This is a genomic window from Glycomyces amatae (assembly GCF_020991375.1).
Taxonomy (GTDB): Bacteria; Actinomycetota; Actinomycetes; order Mycobacteriales; family Micromonosporaceae; genus Glycomyces; species Glycomyces amatae.
The window spans coordinates 146362-166654 of record NZ_JAJLQZ010000002.1; the positions used below are offsets into that span (position 1 = coordinate 146362).

Genomic DNA, 20293 nt, shown 5'->3' on the forward strand with positions numbered 1-20293 from the left:
TTGTACCTCAAGAGCCTCACGCTGAAGGGATTCAAGTCCTTCGCCTCGGCCACGACCCTGCGCTTCGAACCGGGGATCACCTGCGTGGTCGGGCCCAACGGCTCCGGCAAGTCCAACGTCGTCGACGCCATCGCCTGGGTCCTCGGCGAGCAGGGCGCGAAGTCCCTGCGCGGCGGCAAGATGGAGGACGTCATCTTCGCCGGCACCACCGGTCGCCCCGCGCTCGGCCGCGCCGAGGTCACCCTCACCATCGACAACTCCGACGGCGCCATCCCCATCGACTACTCCGAGGTCTCGATCACCCGCCGCATGTTCCGCTCCGGCGAGGGCGAGTACGAGATCAACGGCGACCGCTGCCGCCTCCTCGACGTCCAGGACCTCCTCTCCGACGCCGGCATCGGCCGCGAGATGCACGTCCTCGTCGGCCAGGGCAAGCTCGACTCCTACCTCCACGCCCGCCCCGAGGACCGCCGCGCCTTCATCGAGGAGGCCGCGGGCGTCCTCAAGCACCGCAAGCGCAAGGAGAAGGCCCTCCGCAAGCTCGAGGGCATGCAGGGCAACCTCGACCGCCTCGCCGATCTCACCGGCGAGCTGCGCCGCCAGCTCAAGCCCCTCGGCCGCCAGGCCGAGCTCGCCCGCCGCGCCCAGACCATCCAGATGGACCTGCGCGAGGCCCGCCTGCGCCTGCTCGCCGACGACCTCACCTCCCTGCGCGGCAACATCGCCAAGGACCTCGCCGACGAGGAGGCCCTGAACGAGCGCAAGGCCGTCCTCGCCGAGGAGCACGAGCGCCTCGCCGCCCAGACCGCCGAGTTCGAGGCCGCCCACGCGGCCGACAAGCCGCGCCTGGCCCGCCTCCAGGAGACCTGGTACCGCCTCCAGGCCGTCGCCGAGCGCCTGCGCTCCACCGCCCAGCTCGCCGCCGAGCGCCGCCGCTACCTCTCCGAGGAGCAGGAGGACCGCGCCGGACGCGACCCCGAGGTCCTGGAGACCGAGGCCCAGCGCATCCGCGAGCAGGAGATCGAGCTGCGCGAGTCCATCGCGGAGGACTCCGAGCGCCTCGCCTCGGCCGCCGAGGCCCGCGCGGAGACCGAGGCGGCCCTCGCCGACGCCGAGCAGCGCATCGTCGCCGGCGTCAAGGCCGCCGCCGAGCGCCGCGAGGCCCTCGCGACCCTGCGCGGCCGCGTCGACGCCCTCCGGACCCGCACCGCCGCCGCGGCCGAGGAGCTCGAACGTGCCACCGTCGCGCTCGCCGAGGCCAGGGAGCGCGCCGAGGCCGCCGCCGAGGCCGTCGCCGAAGCCGAGGCCGAAGGCGAGGCGGTCGACACCGGCACCGAGTTCGACGAGGCCCTCGCCGAGGCCAAGGCCCGCGTCGCCGCCGCCAAGGCCGAGGCCGACCGGCTCCAGGCCGCCGAGCGCGAGGCCGACCGCGAGGCCTCCCAGTGGGCCGCCCGCGAAGAGGCCCTCGCCGTGGGCCTGCGACGCAAGGACGGCGCCGCCACCCTCCTCGCCCGCGTCGCCGACGCGCGCCCCGGCGACGCCGACGGCGCCCCCCTCGCCCCGGACGAGGTCCTCGGCAGCGTCGCCGCCCTCCTCACCGTGGAACCCGGCTACGAGCCCGTCCTGGCCGCCGCCCTCGGCCGCCTCGCCGACGCCGTCGCCGTCACCGGCCCCGACAGCGCCGCCCGCGCCCTCCGGCTCCTGCGCGACGAGGACGGGGGACAGGCGGGCTTCCTCTACGCGTACGGCCCCGCCGCCCCGCACGTCGACGTCCCGCCCGGCCGCAGGGCCGTCGCCGACACCGTCGCGGCCCCCGCCGAACTGGCCGGGACCGTCCGCGCCGTCCTCGCCGGCATGGTCGTCGCCGACGACCTCGACGACGCCCGCGCGCTCCTCGCCGCCCACCCCGGGCTCACCGCCGTCACCCGCGAGGGCGACGTCCTCGGCGCGGCCACCGCCCACGGCGGGTCCGCCAAGGGCCAGTCCTACATCGAGATCCAGGCGGCCGTCGACGAGGCCCGCGACCGCAAGATCGCCGCCGAGTCCCTCGCCGCGCAGCTCGGCGAGCAGCTCGCCGCCGCCCGCGAGGCCCACGCCGAGGCCGAGGCCGCCGCCGAGCAGGTCCGCGCCGCCAGGCGCCAGGCCGAGGCCGCCCAGGGCGTCGTCCAGCGCCGCCTCGCCGAACTCGGCGCCGCCGCCCGCAGCGCCGAAGCCGAGGTCGCCCGCCTCGCCCAGGCCCGCGACCGCGCCCAGACCGCCCGCGAGAGCGACACCGCCGGCATCGAAGACCTCGAGGAGCGGCTCGAGGAGCTCGAGTCCCTCCCCGAGATCGAGGAGCCCTCCACCGACGAGCGCGACGTCCTCGCCCGCGAGCTCGACGCCGCCCGCCAGAACGAGATGGAGACCCGCCTCGCCGTCCGCACCGCCGAGGAGCGCGCCTCCGCCCTCGCCGGACGCGCCGACGCCCTGGCCCGCCAGGCCCAGTCCGAACGCGCCTCCCGCGCCCGCGCCGAGGCCCGCCGGGCCGCCCGCGCCCGCGGCGCCGCCGTCGCCGGGCTCGTCGCCGAGGCCGCCTCCGAGGCCGGGGTCCAGCTCACCGACTCCCTCGAGGCCGCCGCGATCGAACGCGACCGCGTCAGCGCCGAGCAGTCCCGCCGCGAGGCCGCCCTCGCCGAACTCCGCACCCGCACCGGGGCCACCGCCGCCGAGCTCGAGCGCATCACCTCCGCCGCCCACCGCGACGAGGTCGCCCGCGCCGAGCAGCGCCTGCGCATCGAGCAGCTCGAGGAGAAGGCCGGCGACGAGTTCGGCGTCGACATCGAGACGCTCCTGGCCGAGTACGGCCCCGACCGGCCCGTGCCGCCCGGCGCCGACGAGATCGCCGCCGCGGCCGAGCAGGGGCGGCCCGAACCGGCCCCGCACGACTTCGACCGCGCCCTCATGGAGAAGCGCGCCGCCCGCGGTGAGCGCGAGCTCAAGCTCCTCGGCAAGGTCAACCCGCTCGCGCTCGAGGAGTTCGCGGCGCTCGAGGAGCGCTACAAGTTCCTCAACGAGCAGCTCGAGGACGTCAAGAAGACCCGCGCCGACCTCCACACGGTCGTCAAGGAGGTCGACGACCGCATCCAGCAGGTCTTCGCCGAGGCCTTCGCCGACACCGCCCGCGAGTTCGAGCACGTCTTCCAGACCGTCTTCCCCGGCGGCGAGGGCCGCATCCTGCTGACCGACCCCGAGGACCTGCTCACCACCGGCGTCGAGGTCGAGGCCCGCCCGCCCGGCAAGAAGGTCAAGCGGCTCTCGCTCCTGTCGGGCGGCGAGCGGTCCCTGACCGCGCTGGCGCTGCTGTGCGCGATCTTCCGCGCCCGCCCCAGCCCGTTCTACCTGATGGACGAGGTCGAGGCGGCGCTCGACGACGTGAACCTCGGCCGCCTCCTCGACCTGCTGCGCCAGCTCCAGGAGAACTCGCAGCTGCTCATCATCACCCACCAGAAGCGCACCATGGAGATCGGCGACGCCCTCTACGGCGTCACGATGCGCTCGGGCGTCACGCAGGTCATCAGCCAGAAGTTCTCCCGCGAGGAGGACTGAGGGCGCCCGCCCGGCCGGTGGCGGACCCGCGCGCGCCCGCGTGCGCGCAGACGGCGAACCCCGCCGATGTCACGCAGGTCATGAGCCGGAAGTTCTCCCGCGAAACGGACCGAACCGGCCCCAGTACAGTGTTTGCGTGCGCTCTTGCCTGCGTGCAGACGAACAACCGCTGTTGGAGGACTCGCCGTGGACAACCTGTGGATCTGGGTGGTCGCCGCCGTCGTCGCGATCGCCCTCGTCGTCGGCGTCGTGGTCGCCGTGCGGAGCCGCTCGAAGTCGGCTCCCGTGGAGGCGCCGACCGAGGAGCCGCAGGTGGAGGCCCCGAAGCAGGGCGAGCCGAAGATCGCCGAGCCGGCCGCCCCCGCCGCCCCGGCGATCGAGACGCCCGAGCCCGTCGCGGGCCGGCTGGTGCGTCTGCGCTCGCGCCTCGCCCGCTCCAACAACGCCCTCGGCAAGGGCCTCCTCGCGCTGCTGGCGAGCGACAGGCTCGACGACGACGTGTGGGACGAGGTCGAGGAGACCCTCCTGACCGCGGACGTGGGCATGGCCGACACGACCGCGGTCGTCGAGCGCCTGCGCGAGCGCGTCAAGGTCCTCGGCACCCGCGACCCCGAGGAGCTGCGCAGCCTGCTCAAGGCCGAGCTCAGCGCCGTCCTCGACCCCGGCCTCGACCGCTCCATCGCCACCGCCTCACCCTCGGGCGAGGGCCCGGCCGTGATCCTCATGGTCGGCGTCAACGGCTCGGGCAAGACCACGACCTGCGGCCGCGTCGCCCGCGTGCTCATCGCCGAGGACAAGACCGTGATCATGGGCGCGGCCGACACGTTCCGCGCCGCCGCCGCCGAGCAGCTGGAGACCTGGGGCGCCCGCGTGGGGGCCAGGGTCGTGCGCCGCGGCGAGGGCGCCGACCCCGCCTCCGTGGCCTTCGACGCGGTCAAGGCCGGTGCCGACGAGGGCGCCGACGTCGTCCTCGTGGACACCGCGGGCCGCCTCCAGAACAAGGCCGGGCTGATGGACGAGCTCGGCAAGGTCAAGCGGGTCGTCGAGAAGCAGGGCCCGGTGGCCGAGACGCTGCTGGTGCTCGACGCCACCACCGGGCAGAACGGCCTCCAGCAGGCGAAGGTGTTCGGCGAGGTCGTCCAGGTCACCGGCATCGTGCTCACCAAGCTCGACGGCAGCGCCAAGGGCGGGATCGTGATCGCGGTACAACGGCAGTTGGGGGTACCGGTTAAGCTGGTCGGACTCGGAGAAGGCCCGGACGACCTGGCCCCGTTCGAGGTCGGAGCGTTCGTCGACGCGATCGTCGACGGCGCCGAGAGCTGAAACTGATACGGAACGGGCACAGCGGGGACCGGTGAGCCAAGACGAGATTCCGCTGATCGGCGGCAACACGAGCACGGTCATCCGGCTGGGGGACACGGTCCGCCGGAACACGGGACCGTGGACGCCGGCGGTGCACGCGCTCCTGCGGCACCTCGACGGCGCCGGGTTCACGGGCGCGCCGCGGGTGTTCGGCATCGACGAGCACGCCCGGGAGGTGCTCTCCTTCGTCGAGGGCGAGCCCGGGAAGTACCCGCTGGCGCCGCACTGGACCACCGACGAGACCATGAGCGCGGTGGCGAAGATGCTGCGCATGTACCACGACGCGCAGTACGGCTTCCGGCCGCCGCCGGGCGCGACCTGGCGGTCCTTCGGGCCGCCGCCGCCGGACACCGAGGTCATCTGCCACCACGACGCCGCGCCGCACAACGTGGTCTGGCGGCCCGACGGGACGCTGTCGCTCATCGACTTCGACCTGGCGAGCCCCGGGGCGCGGATCTACGACGTGGCGTACGCGGCCTGGACCTGGGTGCCGATCTTCACCGACCGGGACTCGATCACCCTGGGCTGGAAGAAGCCCGACCGGGCGCGGCGACTGCGCATGTTCGCCGACGCCTACGGGCTCTCCGACCGCGACCGCCAGCGGTTCATCAAGGTGATCCGCAAGCGCATCGTGGACCACATCGAGGGCATCCGGCGCATGGCGCAGGCGGGGGACCCGGCGTTCGAGCGGATCGTCGAGAAGGGACACCTGCGCCGCCCGGCGCGGGACCTGCGCCTGCTCGACGCCGAGCGGTACATCCTGGACGAGGCGCTCCGCTGACCGACGGCGCCCGCCGATGTGGCGGACACGTATGTCCTTGGGGCCCAAAAGAACGAAGACCCACCGACGAGCCGGGAGCCGAGGGTCTTCGTTCGCTGGAGCGCTCCCAAAGGAGGATGCGACCGCCTCCGCCGAGCTTCGGTGGAGACGTGCTTCCAGGAGGGGCGCCGGGCTTGGTCGCACGATGGATTTGAGGGAATTGCAGCAAATTTACCGTGCTAACGTTTGCCTGTCAATACATAGTAAAACGTCAATATTAAGTCGTCGCCGAGGCGCTCCGCGGCGAATCCGCCCCGGAGCGGGGCGGGAACGCGCCCTCCACCCGCCCAGAGTGGCGGTGCCGCCGAGCCGGCCGATGACGGTCTCGCGCCTTCGGCCCGCCGAGGTGCCCGGCCGCCGGTGCGGCCGGTGGCGGTGGTGGTCGCGGCGGCGCGCCCTCCACCCGCCCTGGGTGGGTGTCATAGCACCCACCGTTCCCGCCGGGTCCGACGGAATCGCACCTCCCGCGGCTCGCATGTGGCGGGTTCTCATGCGCCGGCCCTCACGCCGCGGTCCAGCGCAGCTCCCGGGCCGTCAAGGGCCCGTAGGGCGTCAGCGCCGCGAGCTCGGCCCGGTGCTCGCCCGGGGCGCGGTCGAGCGCCCGCGTGAAGCGCCGCTCCGCCGCGTGCGGGCCCGGGCCCGCCTCGATCGCCTCGCCGTTCCACACCCCGCCCACCGCGTACGGGTGCGCCGGGCTGATCCGCACCGCCGCCTCCCCGTCCAGGGCCGCCACCGCCACCCCGAGGTCCGACAGCCGCGGGTAGGCGCCCCCGGCCTCCCGCAGCAGCCGCTCGGTCGGCAGCACCTGCCCGTCCTGGAACACCGGCACGTACCCCTCCGGCGCCCACGCGGCCCCGCTGACCGACGCGTGCGCGAAGTACGCCGACCACAGGGCCGGGTCCTGGATGCCCGCCCTCGGCCCCACGTGGACCGGTCTCGCGGGCCGCCCGCGCGCCTGGAGCTCCGGCAGCCCCAGGGCCCGACCCTCCTCGTCGACCCAGTAGGCCCCGTGCTGGCCGTCGAGCAGGACCCACCGGTCCAGGTCGTCGATCCACGCCTCCGCCGCGGCGTGCCCCTGGCCCACGCCGTCGTGGTAGTCCCCGCGGCGCAGCGACACCCGCCGCGCCGGGATCCGCAGGGCGTTGAGCCCCTGCGCCAGCACGATCGCGTACTCCACGCACGAGTACCGCGCGCCGTTCGCGACCTGCTCCAGCACGTCCACCGCGTCCCCCGCGTTGATGCGGGCGTTCGCGTGCCGCCACAGGGCCGAGGTCCAGGCGAGCAGCTCCCTGGCGGTCTGCCACGCCCCCGCGGCGGGACGCGGCAGCCGGGACAGCAGCTGCGGCTCGCGGTGGGGCTCGGCGCGGTCGAGCCGCAGGGGCGCGGCCGGGCCGGGCTCGGGCCACGCGGTGAGCCGCAGCGGCGGCGCCGGCACGTTCGCCCGCGCCCGCTCGAGCACCTGCGCCCAGTCCGGGTCCCTCCCGAACGCCGCCGTCAGCTCCGGCTCGAACAGGTCCGTCTGGTGGAAGCCCGCCGCGATCGCCTCGTCGAGCCGCGCCCGCGCGCCCGCGAGCCCGACCTTGTGCGCGGCGATCGACAGCGAGGGCGCCCACAGGTCCCGCCAGAACTCGGTGTCGGCGCGCAGCGTCCGCTCCAGGTCCAGGAGCGTCCACCACCGGGCGCCGCGCATGGCGTCCTGCGCGACGGTGCGCACGCGCGCGAGCTGCGGGGTTCGGGCCATGGGTATGAGGTTAGTCATCTCCGAACGCGCCGCAAACCCCGTTGTGCCGCGGCCCCGCGGACGCTAGAGTGGGCGGCATGATCCTTTAGAAGAGATTCGGCCGCCCCGCTTCCGTACTCGACCGGCCGTCGAGCGCCGGGCCCGGCCAATACGACTGAGTGCAGCTTTCGACAAGCACAGCCATGAGACGTCGAGCCACGGCTCCGTTTCGCGCTCACGTCTCTTCACGCTCTACCCGAGAAGGGGATCCGTATGACCGCCGAAGCTCCCGAACCGCAGCAGGACGACGCCGAGGGCGCCGAGCCGCTCAACCGCGAGCAGCGTCGGGCCCTGGCCCGCGGCAAGAAGACCGGCAAGTCCGGTCACCAGGCGATCGGCGACAAGAAGTCGAACGTCCGCTCGCAGATGCCGAAGGGCGGGGTCGGCAAGTTCCAGCTCCCCACCAAGAACGGCTGAGAGGCCGCGAGCGACGGAGGCCGCCGGACCGAAAGGTCCGGCGGCCTCCGCCTTCACTGCCCCTCAGCAGGTACTAGACCGCCTCGCAGGTCACGGTCGGAGCCGTGGCCGGGGTCGAGGCGATGAACCCGAAGACCTCGCGGGACTGGCCGCCGGCGACCGACCCGTTCCAGCCCACGTCGACGGCCGTCACGCCCGCGCCCGAGGAGGTCACGGTCGCGTTCCAGCTGCTGGTGATCCGGGTCGAGCCGGGCCAGGTCCAGGTGAGCCGCCAGCCGTCCAGCGCTTCGCCTGCGGCGGTCACCGTCACGTTGCCCTGCCAGCCCGAGCCCCAGTCGTTGGCCACGCTGATCGTCGCCGTGCAGTCGCCCTCGCCGGGCTCCTCGGTCGGCCCGTCCGTGGTGGGTTCCTCCGTGGTCGGCTCCTCGGTGGTCGGGCCGGGGTCGTCGCCGAAGATGCTCGCGCGCTCGGCGGTGTTCCCGATGCCGTACTGGCTGTCGAAGACCTGCTCGCCCCAGCTGGTCAGCTGGTTCGGGTCGAAGCCGGTCACCTGGTCGAGGTACTCGACGCCGCTGCCGTTGCCCGAGTAGGACCACGCCAGCCAGCCGATGCCGCGGGCGTTCGCCTCGGACTGGACGGTCTCCCACGCGACCGGCTGGCCGTTGTGCAGGTAGCCGTACTCGCCCACGATGAGCGGCAGGTTCATGTCCTCGAACGCGTCGAAGTAGTCCACGACGGTCTGCGCGGAGCCGTAGACCTCGTACATGTGCACCGAGAAGAGGGTGTTGCCCTGGCTGTCGGCCGCGGCGACCGCGGGGGCGTTGGAGCGCATGATGCCCTCCCAGTCCTGGCCCCAGTTCGGCGCGTCGACCACGAGGGTGTGGTCGAAGCCCGAGCTGCGCATCTCCTGGATGGCGTCGGTGGTGGCGGCGGTCCAGCCGGAGGCGTTCTGGTTGCCCCACGGCTCGTTGCCGATGTTGATGAGGACGTACGCCTCCTGGCCCTCCAGGACGCTCTGGATGCTCTGCCAGTAGTCGACCGCCTGCGCGAGGGTCGCCGCGCCGCTCTGCTCGCCGTAGCCGGTGGTGTCGTGGACCTCGAGCATGCAGATGAGTTGGTGCGCCTTGCACTCGTCGATGATGTCCGCGACGCGGTCGGCCGAGGAGGTGCCCCAGCCGCGCTGGCCCGAGCCGAGCACGACGCGGACGGTGTTGGCCCCCAGGTCGCTGATCTCGCCGTAGCTGGCGAACTCGCCCTGGTACCAGACGTCGGCGTGGGAGGTGCCGCGCATGATGAACGGGTTGCCGTTCGCGTCGATGAGCTGCGTGCCGTCGATCGAGAAGCCGCCCTGCTGCGCGCCGGCGGGGGCGAGCTGCCAGACGCCCGCCACGGCCATCGCCAGTGCCGCGGTGGCCGCCATGAGCCACCTGCGCATCCGACGACGCCGTGCCGGGGCGGCGTCGGTGGTGCCGTTTTCCATGTCGATACCCATCTTCTCTGTGAAGGTGAATCGGTTAATCCCGATCTTCAGATAGACAAGCATAAATATCGAAATGGTTCAAGACATGGCGGTGATTTTGGCCTTCCGGGCAGGTGGAAAACCCTGTGAGAGCGTTGTCAAGCGCTTCCGTAGGCCTACGCGAAGGCCGGTCCGGTCGAGCCCCGCGGGGACAGCTGGGCCGGACGGCACTGAACCGAGAAAGTTCGGGCCTCGGTGCTCGGCGCCTCCGCCCCGATGAGCGTCAGCAGCACCTCGGCGCAGTTGGAGCCGTACGCCGTGATGTCGCGGGTCAGCGACGTGAGCGCGGGATGCGTCAGGCGGCACAGCGGCGAGTCGTCCCAGGCCACGATGGACAGCTGCTCGGGCACGTCGAGGCCGAGCTCGTGGGCGACGCCCAGGCCCGCCACCGCCATCACGTCGTTGTCGTAGATGATCGCCGTGGGGCGCTTGGCGGAGCTGAGCAGGCGGCGCGTGATCCGCGCGCCCTCCTCGCCGGTGTAGTCGCTGTGGAGGGTCGTCATGGACTCGAAGTCGAGCACGGCGGTGGTCTCCGCGTAGGCGGCGTCGCGGATCGTGGTGTGCAGCAGGCGGGAGAGTCCGGCGACGCGGGCGACCCGCCGGTGCCCCAGCGCGTACAGGTACTCCATGATCTCCCGGCACGGCTCGGCGTCGTCGTGCCAGACCGCCGGGAGGCGCGCCCCCTCCACAGGCCCCCCGACGGCCACGGCCGGCAGGCCCAGGTCCGCCACGAAGTCGAGCCGCTGGTCGCCGACGCCGATGTCGCACAGGAAGACCCCGTCGACCCGCCGCTCGGCCCACCAGCGCCGGTACACCTCCAGCTCCTCCTCGACGGTGTCGACCACCTGGAGGGTCAGGCCGAACGACCCCGCCGAGAGCGTCGCCTCGATGCCGCTGATGAGCTCCATGAAGTAGGGCTCGATCCCCAGGGTGCGCGCGGTGCGGCGCAGCGCGATGCCCACCGCCTGCGCCGAGGAGACCGACAGCGACCGGGCCGCCCGGTTGGGCACGAAGCCCATCTCGCCCGCGATCGCCAGGATCTTCGCCCTGGTCGACTCGGAGACGCCGGGCCTGCCGTTGAGCGCGTACGAGACCGCGCCCTTCGACACGCCCGCCGCAGCGGCGATGTCGGCGATGGTGACGCGCCTGGCCATGGGGCCTCCTCGGTGTGGTGCGACGCCCCGGGGGGGCCAGGGGCACGGCTCAGGAGCGGGCCGCGACCCAATGGTGCTCGGTGACCTCCGTCAACGGCGGCGGGGGGACCTCCCTGTCGCCGTCCGGCTCCAGCTCCTCCGGCTCCGTCTCACTGTCCGACCATTTTCGGTGCAGCTGCGGCACCGACGCCAGCAGGTTTCGCGAGTATGGGTGCTGCGGGTCGGTGAACACCTTGCCGGTCAGACCCGTCTCCACCACCGCGCCGTGGCGCATGATGACGACCCGCTCGCTGATGTAGTTCGCCAGCGACAGGTCGTGCGTGATGAACAGCACGCCCAGGCCGCGCTCCTTCAACTCGCCCAGCAGGTTGAGCACGTCGATCCGGGTCGAGGCGTCCAGCATGCTGATGATCTCGTCGGCCACCAGCACCTGGATGTCCAGCAGCAGCGCGCGGGCGATGAGCATCCGCTGGAGCTGCCCGCCGCTGAGCTGGTGCGGGTACTTGTTCAGCACCGAGCCCGGGTCGAGCCGCACCCCCTGGAGCACCTCCTCGACGCGCGCGTTCCACGCGGCGCGCTTGACCTCGGGGAAGTAGGACTCGCGGACGGTCTCGAAGATCCTGTCGGCCTTGAAGATCGGGTTGTAGCTGCTGAACGGGTCCTGGAAGACCCCCTGCACCTTCCGGTAGTACGCCTTGCGCTGGGCGTGGCCTCGCGCCGTGACGTCGGCCCCGTCCAGCAGGATCGACCCGCGCGTGACGGAGGTCAGCTGGAGGACCATCTTCCCGATCGTGGTCTTCCCGCTGCCGGACTCGCCGACGACCGAGAGGACCTCGCCGGGGGCGATGTCGATGCTGACGTCCCGGACCGCCGTCAGGCGCTTGGAGCCGAGCGCCCCGACCCGGTAGGACTTCCACACGTTCCTGAGTTCGAGCATCTCAGTCCACCGCCTTCCAGCACGAGACCTCGTGGCCCGCTTCGACGGCCACCTTCGGGGGTTCGGTTTCGCACTCCTCGGACGCGAGCGGGCACCGGTCGCGGAACCGGCAGCCCGTCGGCGGGTTGAGCAGGTGCGGGGGCTTGCCGGGGATGCTCTTGAGCCGCTCGTCGCCGTACTCGAGCCCGACCTCGGGCAGCGCCCCGATGAGCGCCTTCGTGTACGGGTGCTTGGGGGACTTGATGATCGTCTCGGCCGAGGCCTTCTCGACGATCTGCCCGGCGTACATGACCATGATGGTGTCGGCGATCTGGTACACCAGCGACAGGTCGTGGGTGACCACGATCATCGACTTGACGAACCCCATGTCGCGGAACCGGACCAGCGTCTCGGCCACCGCCTTCTGGTTGGTGACGTCGAGCGCGGAGGTGACCTCGTCGGCGATGAGCAGGCTCGGGTCCAGCAGGGTCGACAGCACCATGACCACGCGCTGCTTCATGCCGCCCGACAGCTCGATCGGGTAGTTGTCGAGCACCTTCTCGGAGAGGCCGACCAGTTCGAGGCGCCGGACCAGCTCGTCCTTGAGCTCGCGGTACGACTTGCCCCGCGAGCGCAGCAGCTCGGCGGTCATCTTCCCGATCTTGCGGGTGGGGTTGAGGGCGCTCATCGAGTACTGCGGGATGATCGACACCTCCTTCCACCGGTGGGCGTTCATCGCGCGGTCGTCGCCGATGGGCAGCTCGGTGCCGTCGAGCACGGCCGTGCCGCCCATGTGCCGCATCCGCCCGTCGAGCCGGATGAGGCTCTTGCCGAGGGTGGTCTTCCCGCAGCCGGACTCCCCGGCGAGGCCGACGATCTCGCCGTCCTCGAGCGAGAAGGACACCCCGTCGAGAGCGCGCACGTCGCCCTTGACGGTGCGGTAGTGGACCTTCAGGCCCTCCACTTCCAAGGCCATGGCTACATCTCCCTCAGTTTCGGGTTGAAGACCTCGTCGAGGCCGACGTTGGTGATGTACAGGGCCCCGACGATCAGGGTGATCGCCAGGCCGGGCGGGATGAACCACCACCACATTCCCAAGTGGAGCGAGCTCCACGCCATCGACTGCTGCATCATCGTGCCGAGCGAGACGGCGTTGGACGGGCCCAGGCCGATGAAGTCGAGCATGGCGGCGAACAGGATCGCGCCGCCGAAGAGCAGGATCATCGACATGAGCAGGTAGGAGGCCATGTTCGGCATGATCTCGCGCATGATGATCTGCGGGGACCGCTTGCCGGTGAGGCGCGCGAGGTCCACGTAGTCGCGGTTGCGCAGCGTGAACGTCTGCGCCCGGACCGCCCTGGCCACCCACGGCCAGGAGAAGACGCCGATGATGACCGCCTGGCTCACCACGCCGCGCACCTCCAGGTAGGAGCTGATGACGATGAGGACGGCCAGCGCGGGGAGCACCAGGACCACGTTGGTGATCATGTTGAGGACCTCGTCGACCATGCCGCCCCGGTAGCCGGCGGTGAAGCCGATGGTCAGGCCGATGACGAAGGCGATGCCGCCGCCGAGCGCGCCGACCAGGTAGGACGAGCGGAGCCCGTGGACGAACTGCGTGAACACGTCCTGCCCGAAGTAGGTGGTGCCGAACCAGTACTCGCCCGAGGGCGCCTCGGACTTGGGGCCGACGTACTCGTTGGGGGAGTCGGACAGGAAGAACGGCCCGATAAGGCCGAGCAGGAGCAGCGCGAGCACGACCACCAGGCCGATGACGACCTTGGGGTTGCGCAGCGCGAAGTACAGGTGCTCGTTGCGCCGTCCGACCGGCTCGGTCTGGAGTACGACTTCGGCGCTCATGACTGGCCTCCTTCGAGTCCGAGGCGGGTGCGGGGGTCGACCAGGACGTACACGACGTCGGCCAGGAAGTTGAACACGAGCACGCCGATCACGATGAACAGCAGGATGCCCTGGAGCAGGAAGAAGTCCTGGTTGTTGATGGCGTTGAGCAGGAGGCTGCCCAGGCCCGGGTAGGCGAACACGACCTCGGTGACCAGGGCCCCGCCGACCACCACGCCCAGTTGGAGCGCCAACCCGGTGATCTGGGGCAGGACCGCGTTGCGGAAGGCGTAGCGCCGGACCAGCCGGTTCGGGGCGCCGAGCGCCTGGAGGTAGTTCGAGTAGTCGGACTCCAGCTCGTAGATCACCAGGTTGCGCATGCCGATCGCCCAGCCGCCGAGGGCGACCACGAAGAGCGAGAGGAACGGCAGGAACCAGTGGTGGAAGAGGTCCGCGATGAAGGTCCAGGTGAAGGCCGGGGTGAGCGCGAAGCTGTAGCCGCCGGCGACCGGGAACCAGCCGAGGAGGATGCCGCCGACCCAGGCGAGCAGGATCGCCAGCCACATGTAGGGCACCGCGGTGAGGACGTACCCGATCGGCAGGGCGCCGTTGTCGAGCAGCTTGTTGCGGGCGGCCATGGCGCCCAGGGCGTTGCCGACGACCCAGCTGAGGAGGATCGAGGGCAGCAGCAGCGCCAGCGTGTACGGCAGGGCGTCGGCCACCACCGAGGACACCGGGGCGGGGAAGGCGAAGACGCTGACGCCCAGGTCGCCCTGGAACAGGGCCGCCCAGTAGTTGAGGTACTGCTTCCAGAGCGGCACGTCGAGCCCGAAGAGGTCGTTGAAGTACCCGCGCATGGCCTCGGAGGACTCGAGGTTGGCGACCGAGTTGCGGGTGAGCATCCGCGCCACCGGGTCGCCGGGCATGAGGCGGGGGACCGCGAAGTTGATCGAGACGGCGATGATGAAGGTCAGGCCGTAGATGAGCAGTTTGCGCCTGAAGTATCGGCCCATGTGGACTCCTGGGGTCGGGGCGGGGCCGGGCCGCGATCGGGCCCGTGCCCCGCCGGCCTACTTACTCGGCGAGCTTGAGCTCGGTCAGCATGTAGATCGCGCCCATGTTCCACAGGCTGTTCCACATGGACGGGAACACGTCCGGAGTGCCCTCGGCGTCGGAGGGCCAGTTGGTCCAGACGGTGTTGTTCACCTGCGACCAGGCGCCGTTGTACCAGATCGGGATGGCCGGCATGTCCACCAGCGAGTGGCGCTGGAGCTCGGAGAGGATCTCCTGGTAGCGCGGGTCCTCGGCGGCGGTGGCAGCGAGCTCCTCGGTGAGGGCCCAGGCCTCCTCGTTGGTCCAGCGGGAGAAGTTCGCCGTGGACTGGTTGTCGAGGACCGGGAGCTGGAACAGGTACCGGTAGTGGGTCCAGGGCGTGTGGCTGGTGCCGCTCCAGTTGTTGAGCATCAGCTGGAAGTCGCCGGTGGTGCGGGCGTCGTCGACGGCGCCGGCGTCGAGGAACTCCTCGGTGACGTTGATGCCGGCGGCGCGCAGGTCGGCGGCCATGCTGCGCGCGGCCTCCTCCCAGTCGGTCCAGCCGGTCGGGACGTTGAGCTTGAACTCGATCGGGTCGCCGCCCTTGGTCTCGACGAAGCCGTCGCCGTCGGCGTCCTCGTACCCGGCGGCGGCGAGGATCGACTTGGCCTCGTTCGCGTCGAAGCTGAACCCGACCTCGCCGATGACGGCCTGGTCCAGGTACTTGTCCCAGATCGGCAGCAGCCCGGTGGGGTTGGAGGCGGCCACGAGACCGGAGTACACCGAGTCGACGATCTTCGCCGAGTCGATGGCGAAGGCCATGGCGCGGCGGAACTCGGGGTCGTCGAGCGGCTCGATCGTGGTGTTGGGGATGAGCATCGCGGTGTTCGCCGAGAGCATGTACGGCGCCTCGGGGTAGTACGTGCTCAGGTCGGGGTTGGACGCGATGAGGTCCTGGATGCCCGGCAGGAAGTTGTTCGAGATGTCGAGCTCGCCCTGCGCCATGAGGTTGAGGGTGACCTCGTTGGAGGTGTTGACGATGTCGACGATGAACCGCGGCTTGACCTCGAGGCCGAGCGCCTCGGTGGCCCACCAGTCGTCGCGCTTGACCCACGCGAGCCGGTCCTGGTCGTAGCTGTGGACGGTGTAGGGGCCGGAGACCACGGGGTTCTCGTTCGAGCCGGTGAGGAGCTCCTCCTCGGACAGCTTCGAGAGCACGTGCTGGGGCACGATCTGCTCGGCCCACAGGAAGTTGTTCCACTCCTGGTGGCGGGCCTCGGTGAAGGTGAACACCACGGTGAGGTCGTCGGGGGCCTCCACCGAGGAGAGCCAGCCCCAGATGTTGGCGTAGGGAACCGCCTCGATCTGGCCGAGCTCGGCGGTGTACTTGACGTCCTCGGAGGTCAGCTGCTCGCCGTCGGACCACTTGATGCCGTCGCGGAGTTTGAGCGTGTAGACGAGCTCCTCGGTCCACTCGCCGGACTCGGCGAGCCACGGGGTGAGCTCGGTGGTCAGCGGGTCGAACAGGAAGAGGGTCTCGTAGCCGAGCCCGTTGAGGCCGGTGACCTCGCCGGGCGTGACGGTGTTCCAGTCCGCCGGCGGTCCCCAGGCGGTCCCGGTGGAGTAGAGGGTCTCGTTGCGCGGGAACTCGTTCATCGAGAGTTCCGAGGGGTCCTCACTGCTGCTGCCGTCGTCGCTGCAAGCCGTGGCGGTGGCCGCGACGGCGGTGCCGGCGGCGAGGGTGAAGATCGTTCGCCGTCTTATCATCTTCTGCTCCGCTTTCGGATGGAGGGATTGGCGAGACCCGGCTCGGACGCCGCCGCGGTGACGGGGTTGACGTTGTGACCGATCGCACCTTAACCGGGTCAGTGATGGCACTGAATCATGCGCACCTGCGGTTGTCAAGTGGAGAGCGTGAAACATCCACGTTCTGTTCCCGAATTCAAATGTTTTTCTCAAATATCGAGATTTCTCGAATCTTTTCGAAGGGTCGACACCTCTTGGTCGTGTGGGTCCCATGGAGGGTCGCAGGGTTCCAACTTGATTGCAAAGGTTCCTTAAATATTGACGAAACTAGATCGATGGTGTACCTTCAGTCCAACTTACCCGGTTAAGTGACCTCGCTCCCACGGGAGTCGGCCTCCAGCCGCCCCGCGAAGCCGATGAACCCGCCGGCAGCGCCCCCGACTACGCTGCCCACGGCCGCGCGCCGCTTCCCGCGGACGCCCCGAACCGTGACCGCCGTCCGCCCCCAAGGCATAGGAGTCTCTTTGAGCGCCAAGCGAACCCTGCACGAAGGCTGGACCGTCTCCGCCGATACCGACACGCCGGTGGCCGTCGCGGGCGTCCCGGCCTCGGTGCCCGGCGTCGTCCACACGGACCTGCTGGCCGCCGGACTCATCGGCGACCCGTACGTGGACGAGGCCGAGCGCGAACTGGCCTGGATCGGCCGCACCGACTGGACCTACCGCACCGTCTTCACCGTCGACGACCTCGAATCCGACGGCGCCGACCTGGTCTTCGACGGCCTCGACACGGTCGCCCGCGTCAGCCTCAACGGCACCGTGCTCGGCGAGACCGCCAACATGCACCGCCGCTACCGCTTCGACGCCCGCCAGGCGCTCCGCGAGGGCCCCAACGAACTCGAAGTGGCCTTCACCTCGCCGTACGCCTACGCCGAGGCCCAGCGCGACCGCCTCGGCGACCGGCCGAACGCCTACCCCGAGCCCGGCAACTTCATCCGCAAGGCCGCCTGCAACTTCGGCTGGGACTGGGGCCCGAACCTGGCCGGCGTCGGCATCTGGCGCCCCGTGCGCCTCGAGACCTGGAACGCCGCCCGCGTCGACGAGGTCGTCCCGCGCGCCGCCCTCGACGGCGCGACCGGCGTCGTCGACTTCGCGGTCCGCCTCGCCAAGGCCGCCGACGTCGACGTCGACGTCGTGTGCGCCGTCGCCGGGCACGAGGCGACCGCCCGCCTGACCGCGGGCCTCGCCACCGCGAACGTCCGCGTCGAGGTCCCCGACGCGGACCTGTGGTGGCCCCACGACCGCGGCGCCCAGCCGCTCTACGACGCCGCCGTGACCGTCCGCGACGGCGACCGGGAGCTCGACGCCTGGACCGGCCGGATCGGCTTCCGCACCGCCGAGCTCGACACCGCCCCCGACGAGGAAGGCCGCCCCTACACGCTCCGCGTCAACGGCGAGCCCGTCTGGGTCAAGGGCGTCAACTGGATCCCCGACGAGGCCCTGTTCAGCCGGATCGACCCGGCCCGGATCGAGCGGCGCCTGCGCCAGGCGATCGCCGCCGGCGTCAACTACGTCCGCATCTGGGGCGGCGGCGTCTACGAGTCCGAGGACTTCTACCGCCTCTGCGACGAGCTCGGCCTGCTCGTCGCCCAGGACTTCCCCTTCGCCTGCGCCGCCTACCCCGAGGAGGAGCCGTTCTGGTCCGAGGTCGAGGCCGAGGCGCGCGACAACCTCGCCCGCCTCGCCCCGCACCCGAGCCTGGTCACCTGGACCGGCAACAACGAGAACATCTGGGGCTGGCACGACTGGGACTGGCAGGCCGACCTCGAGGACCGCACCTGGGGCGCGGGCTACTACCACGACCTCCTGCCGAAGCTGGTGGCCGAGGTGGACGGCACCCGGCCGTACTGGCCCGGCAGCCCCTACTCCGGCGTGCGCGAGCTCCACCCCAACGAGCAGGCGCACGCCTCCGTCCACATCTGGGACGTGTGGAACGACGAGGACTACACCCGCTACCGGGAGTGGCGGCCGCGCTTCGTCGCCGAGTTCGGCTACCAGGCCCCGCCGACCTGGGCCACGGTGCGGCACATGGTCACCGACGAGCCGCTCAGCCCCGACTCGCCCGCGATGCTGTGGCACCAGAAGGCCGCGAACGGCCAGGGCAAGCTCCAGCGCGGCCTCGACGCCCACCTGCCCGCGCCGCGCGACTTCGACGACTGGCTCTACTACACGCAGGTCAACCAGGCCCGCGCGATCCGGCTCGGCATCGAGCACTTCCGCTCGCTCCAGCCCTACTGCACCGGGTCGGTCGTGTGGCAGCTCAACGACTGCTGGCCCGTGACCTCCTGGGCCGCGATCGACGGCGAGGAGCGGCTCAAGCCGCTGTGGTACGCCCTCCGGGACGCCTACGCCGCCCGCTCGGTGACCTTCCAGCCCGACGGCGAGGGCCTGAAGCTGGTGGTGCTCAACGACGCCGCCGAATCCTGGAACGGCGTCGTCGGGTTCTGGAAGTGCAGCCCCGAAGGGCGCATCATCGGCCGGGTGCTCGCCGAGATCGAGGTCGACCCGCGCGACGCGGTCGCGGTCGCCCTGGCCCCGGAGGCGGTCCCGGCCGACGGCGAGTTCCTGGTCACCGGACCCGAGGACTTCCCGCGGGCGACCTGGTTCTCCAAGGAGGACAAGGACATGGACTGGCCGAAGGCCCGGTTCGAGGCGACGACCGAGGTGGTCGAGGGCGGCGTGGCGCTGACGGTGACGGCCGAGACCGTCCTGCGCGACGTGTGCGTCTTCGCCGACCGCCTCGACCCCGACGCGGTCGTCGACAAGGCCCTGGTCACGCTCCTGCCCGGCGAGCGGGCCGTCTTCACCGTCGCCAGCGAGGCGATCGCGGCCTCGCCGGAACTGGCGCAGGCCCTGACGGCCAAACCGGTGCTGCGCGCGATCAACGACTGAGCCGGCGGCGCGCCATGCTCCCGTATCCTGGGAATCTGATTCCCAGGATACGGCGGTTCGGGTAACGTCGCCGCCGACCGGAGTCCGCCTCGCGCCCCTTCGCCCCTCTTCGGAGGTGCCGGTTCCCTGGAAGCCCGAACAGAGAGCGGTTCCCCTGATGATCAAGCGCGTCAGCGACCTCACCGGCACCTGGCTGCCCGCCATCGTGCTCGTCGCGGCGGCGGTCGCCTTCGCGACCCCGAGCACCTTCGCCCCGCTCGGCGCCGCCGTCCCCTACCTCCTCATGGTCATCATGCTCGGCATGGGCATGACCCTGCGCCCCGTCGACTTCGCCGTCATCGGCAGGCGCCCCTGGCCGGTCGTCCTCGGCGTGGTCGCCCAGTTCCTCGTGATGCCCCTCGCCGGGTACGGCCTCGCCCGCGCCTTCGACATGGAGCCGATGCTCGCGGTCGGCATGGTCCTGGTGGGCGCAGCCCCCGGCGGCACCGCCTCGAACGTCATGGTCTACCTCTCGAAGGGCGACACCGCGCTCTCGGTGGCGATGACCTCGATCTCCACCCTCCTGGCCCCGCTCCTCACCCCGGTCCTGGTGCTGTGGCTCGCGGGCGAGTTCCTGCCGGTCGACGCGGGGGACCTGTTCGTCTCGATCGTCCAGATCGTGCTCGTGCCCGTCGTGGTCGGGCTGCTGCTGCGCCGCTTCGCCCCGCGCCTGATCGACAGGGTCCTGGACGCGCTGCCGCTGGTCTCGGTCCTCGGCATCACCCTCGTGGTCATGGCGGTCGTCGCCGGCAGCGCCGACACGCTGCTCGAGGTCGGCGCCCTCGTCGCCGTGGCCGTGGTGCTGCACAACGCCTTCGGCCTCGCCCTCGGCTACGGGCTGGCGAGGCTGTGCCGCCTGCCGGCCACGGGACGCCGCGCCGTGAGCATCGAGGTCGGGATGCAGAACTCCGGGCTCGCCGCGGCGCTGGCCACGACCCACTTCAACCCGGTGGCGGCGCTGCCCGCGGCCGTGTTCTCGGTGTGGCACAACATCTCCGGATCGCTCATCGCCGCCTACTGGTCCCGCAGGCCGGTGGCCGACGCGCCGGAACCGAACGAGGACCGCGACCCCGCGGAGGCCTGACCCCGGCGGCCGCGGTGCCGCGGTGAACGGAACGGCGCGACCGGAACCC

General features: G+C 71.4%; 14 protein-coding genes. 6 read left to right on the plus strand and 8 right to left on the minus strand.

All coding sequences use genetic code 11. The annotated features are described in order from the left end of the window. The 3 genes from smc (at position 1) to LO763_RS03660 (ending at position 5728) form a co-directional block, all read left to right on the plus strand. Positions 1–3585 (plus strand): chromosome segregation protein SMC, encoded by a 3585-nt coding sequence (gene smc / locus LO763_RS03650; protein ID WP_230600591.1) that lies wholly within the window; start codon positions 1–3, stop codon positions 3583–3585. A gap of 186 nt (positions 3586–3771) precedes the next feature. After that, positions 3772–4908, plus strand: coding sequence for a signal recognition particle-docking protein FtsY (ftsY, locus tag LO763_RS03655; RefSeq protein WP_230600592.1), 1137 nt, complete (start codon positions 3772–3774; stop codon positions 4906–4908). A 31-nt stretch (positions 4909–4939) separates the two neighbouring features. After that, on the plus strand, positions 4940–5728 hold the full coding sequence (locus tag LO763_RS03660) for a phosphotransferase enzyme family protein (protein WP_230600593.1): 789 nt from the start codon (positions 4940–4942) through the stop codon (positions 5726–5728). 541 nt (positions 5729–6269) lie between these two features. Here LO763_RS03660 and LO763_RS03665 read toward each other — a convergent pair. Then, on the minus strand, positions 6270–7508 hold the full coding sequence (locus tag LO763_RS03665) for a transglutaminase domain-containing protein (RefSeq protein WP_230600594.1): 1239 nt from the start codon (positions 7506–7508) through the stop codon (positions 6270–6272). Positions 7509–7760: 252 nt separating this feature from the next. Here LO763_RS03665 and LO763_RS03670 point away from each other — a divergent pair, with 252 nt between their 5' ends. Further along, positions 7761–7964: a hypothetical protein gene (locus LO763_RS03670; protein WP_230600595.1), complete on the plus strand. Its 204-nt coding sequence runs from the start codon at positions 7761–7763 to the stop codon at positions 7962–7964. A gap of 73 nt (positions 7965–8037) precedes the next feature. Here LO763_RS03670 and LO763_RS03675 read toward each other — a convergent pair whose 3' ends face one another. The 7 genes from LO763_RS03675 to LO763_RS03705 all read right to left on the minus strand — a co-directional run bounded on the left by LO763_RS03675 (position 8038) and on the right by LO763_RS03705 (position 16191). Then, positions 8038–9444, minus strand: coding sequence for a cellulase family glycosylhydrolase (locus LO763_RS03675; RefSeq protein ID WP_230600596.1), 1407 nt, complete (start codon positions 9442–9444; stop codon positions 8038–8040). Between the two features lie 155 nt (positions 9445–9599). Continuing rightward, a complete protein-coding gene (locus tag LO763_RS03680) occupies positions 9600–10637 on the minus strand; it encodes a LacI family DNA-binding transcriptional regulator (RefSeq protein ID WP_230600597.1) in 1038 nt (345 codons plus the stop codon). Between the two features lie 49 nt (positions 10638–10686). Then, positions 10687–11574: an ABC transporter ATP-binding protein gene (locus LO763_RS03685; protein ID WP_230600598.1), complete on the minus strand. Its 888-nt coding sequence runs from the start codon at positions 11572–11574 to the stop codon at positions 10687–10689. A gap of 1 nt (position 11575) precedes the next feature. Continuing rightward, positions 11576–12529: an ABC transporter ATP-binding protein gene (locus tag LO763_RS03690; protein ID WP_230600599.1), complete on the minus strand. Its 954-nt coding sequence runs from the start codon at positions 12527–12529 to the stop codon at positions 11576–11578. Positions 12530–12531: 2 nt separating this feature from the next. After that, positions 12532–13413, minus strand: a complete 882-nt coding sequence (locus LO763_RS03695) for an ABC transporter permease (RefSeq protein ID WP_230600600.1) — start codon at positions 13411–13413, stop codon at positions 12532–12534. Further along, positions 13410–14405 carry an ABC transporter permease gene (locus LO763_RS03700; protein ID WP_230600601.1) on the minus strand — a complete coding sequence of 332 codons (996 nt, stop codon included), beginning with the start codon at positions 14403–14405 and terminating at the stop codon, positions 13410–13412. Before LO763_RS03700 ends, LO763_RS03695 begins: the two co-directional genes overlap by 4 nt. 61 nt (positions 14406–14466) lie before the next feature. Continuing rightward, positions 14467–16191 (minus strand): ABC transporter substrate-binding protein, encoded by a 1725-nt coding sequence (locus LO763_RS03705; RefSeq protein ID WP_230600602.1) that lies wholly within the window; start codon positions 16189–16191, stop codon positions 14467–14469. 503 nt (positions 16192–16694) lie between these two features. Here LO763_RS03705 and LO763_RS03710 point away from each other — a divergent pair. Together LO763_RS03710 and LO763_RS03715 are read left to right on the plus strand one after the other, a co-directional pair. After that, on the plus strand, positions 16695–19121 hold the full coding sequence (locus LO763_RS03710; protein ID WP_230600603.1) for a glycoside hydrolase family 2 protein: 2427 nt from the start codon (positions 16695–16697) through the stop codon (positions 19119–19121). 157 nt (positions 19122–19278) lie between these two features. Beyond that, positions 19279–20244 (plus strand): bile acid:sodium symporter family protein, encoded by a 966-nt coding sequence (locus LO763_RS03715; protein ID WP_230600604.1) that lies wholly within the window; start codon positions 19279–19281, stop codon positions 20242–20244. Positions 20245–20293 lie beyond the last annotated feature (49 nt).

Coding starts and splice junctions, on each gene's coding strand:
- LO763_RS03665 (WP_230600594.1), bottom strand. CDS start 7,508: ATGGCCCGAACCCCGCAGCTCGCGCGCGTGCGCACCGTCGCGCAGGAC.
- LO763_RS03670 (WP_230600595.1), top strand. CDS start 7,761: ATGACCGCCGAAGCTCCCGAACCGCAGCAGGACGACGCCGAGGGCGCC.
- LO763_RS03675 (WP_230600596.1), bottom strand. CDS start 9,444: ATGGAAAACGGCACCACCGACGCCGCCCCGGCACGGCGTCGTCGGATG.
- LO763_RS03680 (WP_230600597.1), bottom strand. CDS start 10,637: ATGGCCAGGCGCGTCACCATCGCCGACATCGCCGCTGCGGCGGGCGTG.
- LO763_RS03685 (WP_230600598.1), bottom strand. CDS start 11,574: ATGCTCGAACTCAGGAACGTGTGGAAGTCCTACCGGGTCGGGGCGCTC.
- LO763_RS03690 (WP_230600599.1), bottom strand. CDS start 12,529: ATGGCCTTGGAAGTGGAGGGCCTGAAGGTCCACTACCGCACCGTCAAG.
- LO763_RS03695 (WP_230600600.1), bottom strand. CDS start 13,413: ATGAGCGCCGAAGTCGTACTCCAGACCGAGCCGGTCGGACGGCGCAAC.
- LO763_RS03700 (WP_230600601.1), bottom strand. CDS start 14,405: ATGGGCCGATACTTCAGGCGCAAACTGCTCATCTACGGCCTGACCTTC.
- LO763_RS03705 (WP_230600602.1), bottom strand. CDS start 16,191: ATGATAAGACGGCGAACGATCTTCACCCTCGCCGCCGGCACCGCCGTC.
- LO763_RS03715 (WP_230600604.1), top strand. CDS start 19,279: ATGATCAAGCGCGTCAGCGACCTCACCGGCACCTGGCTGCCCGCCATC.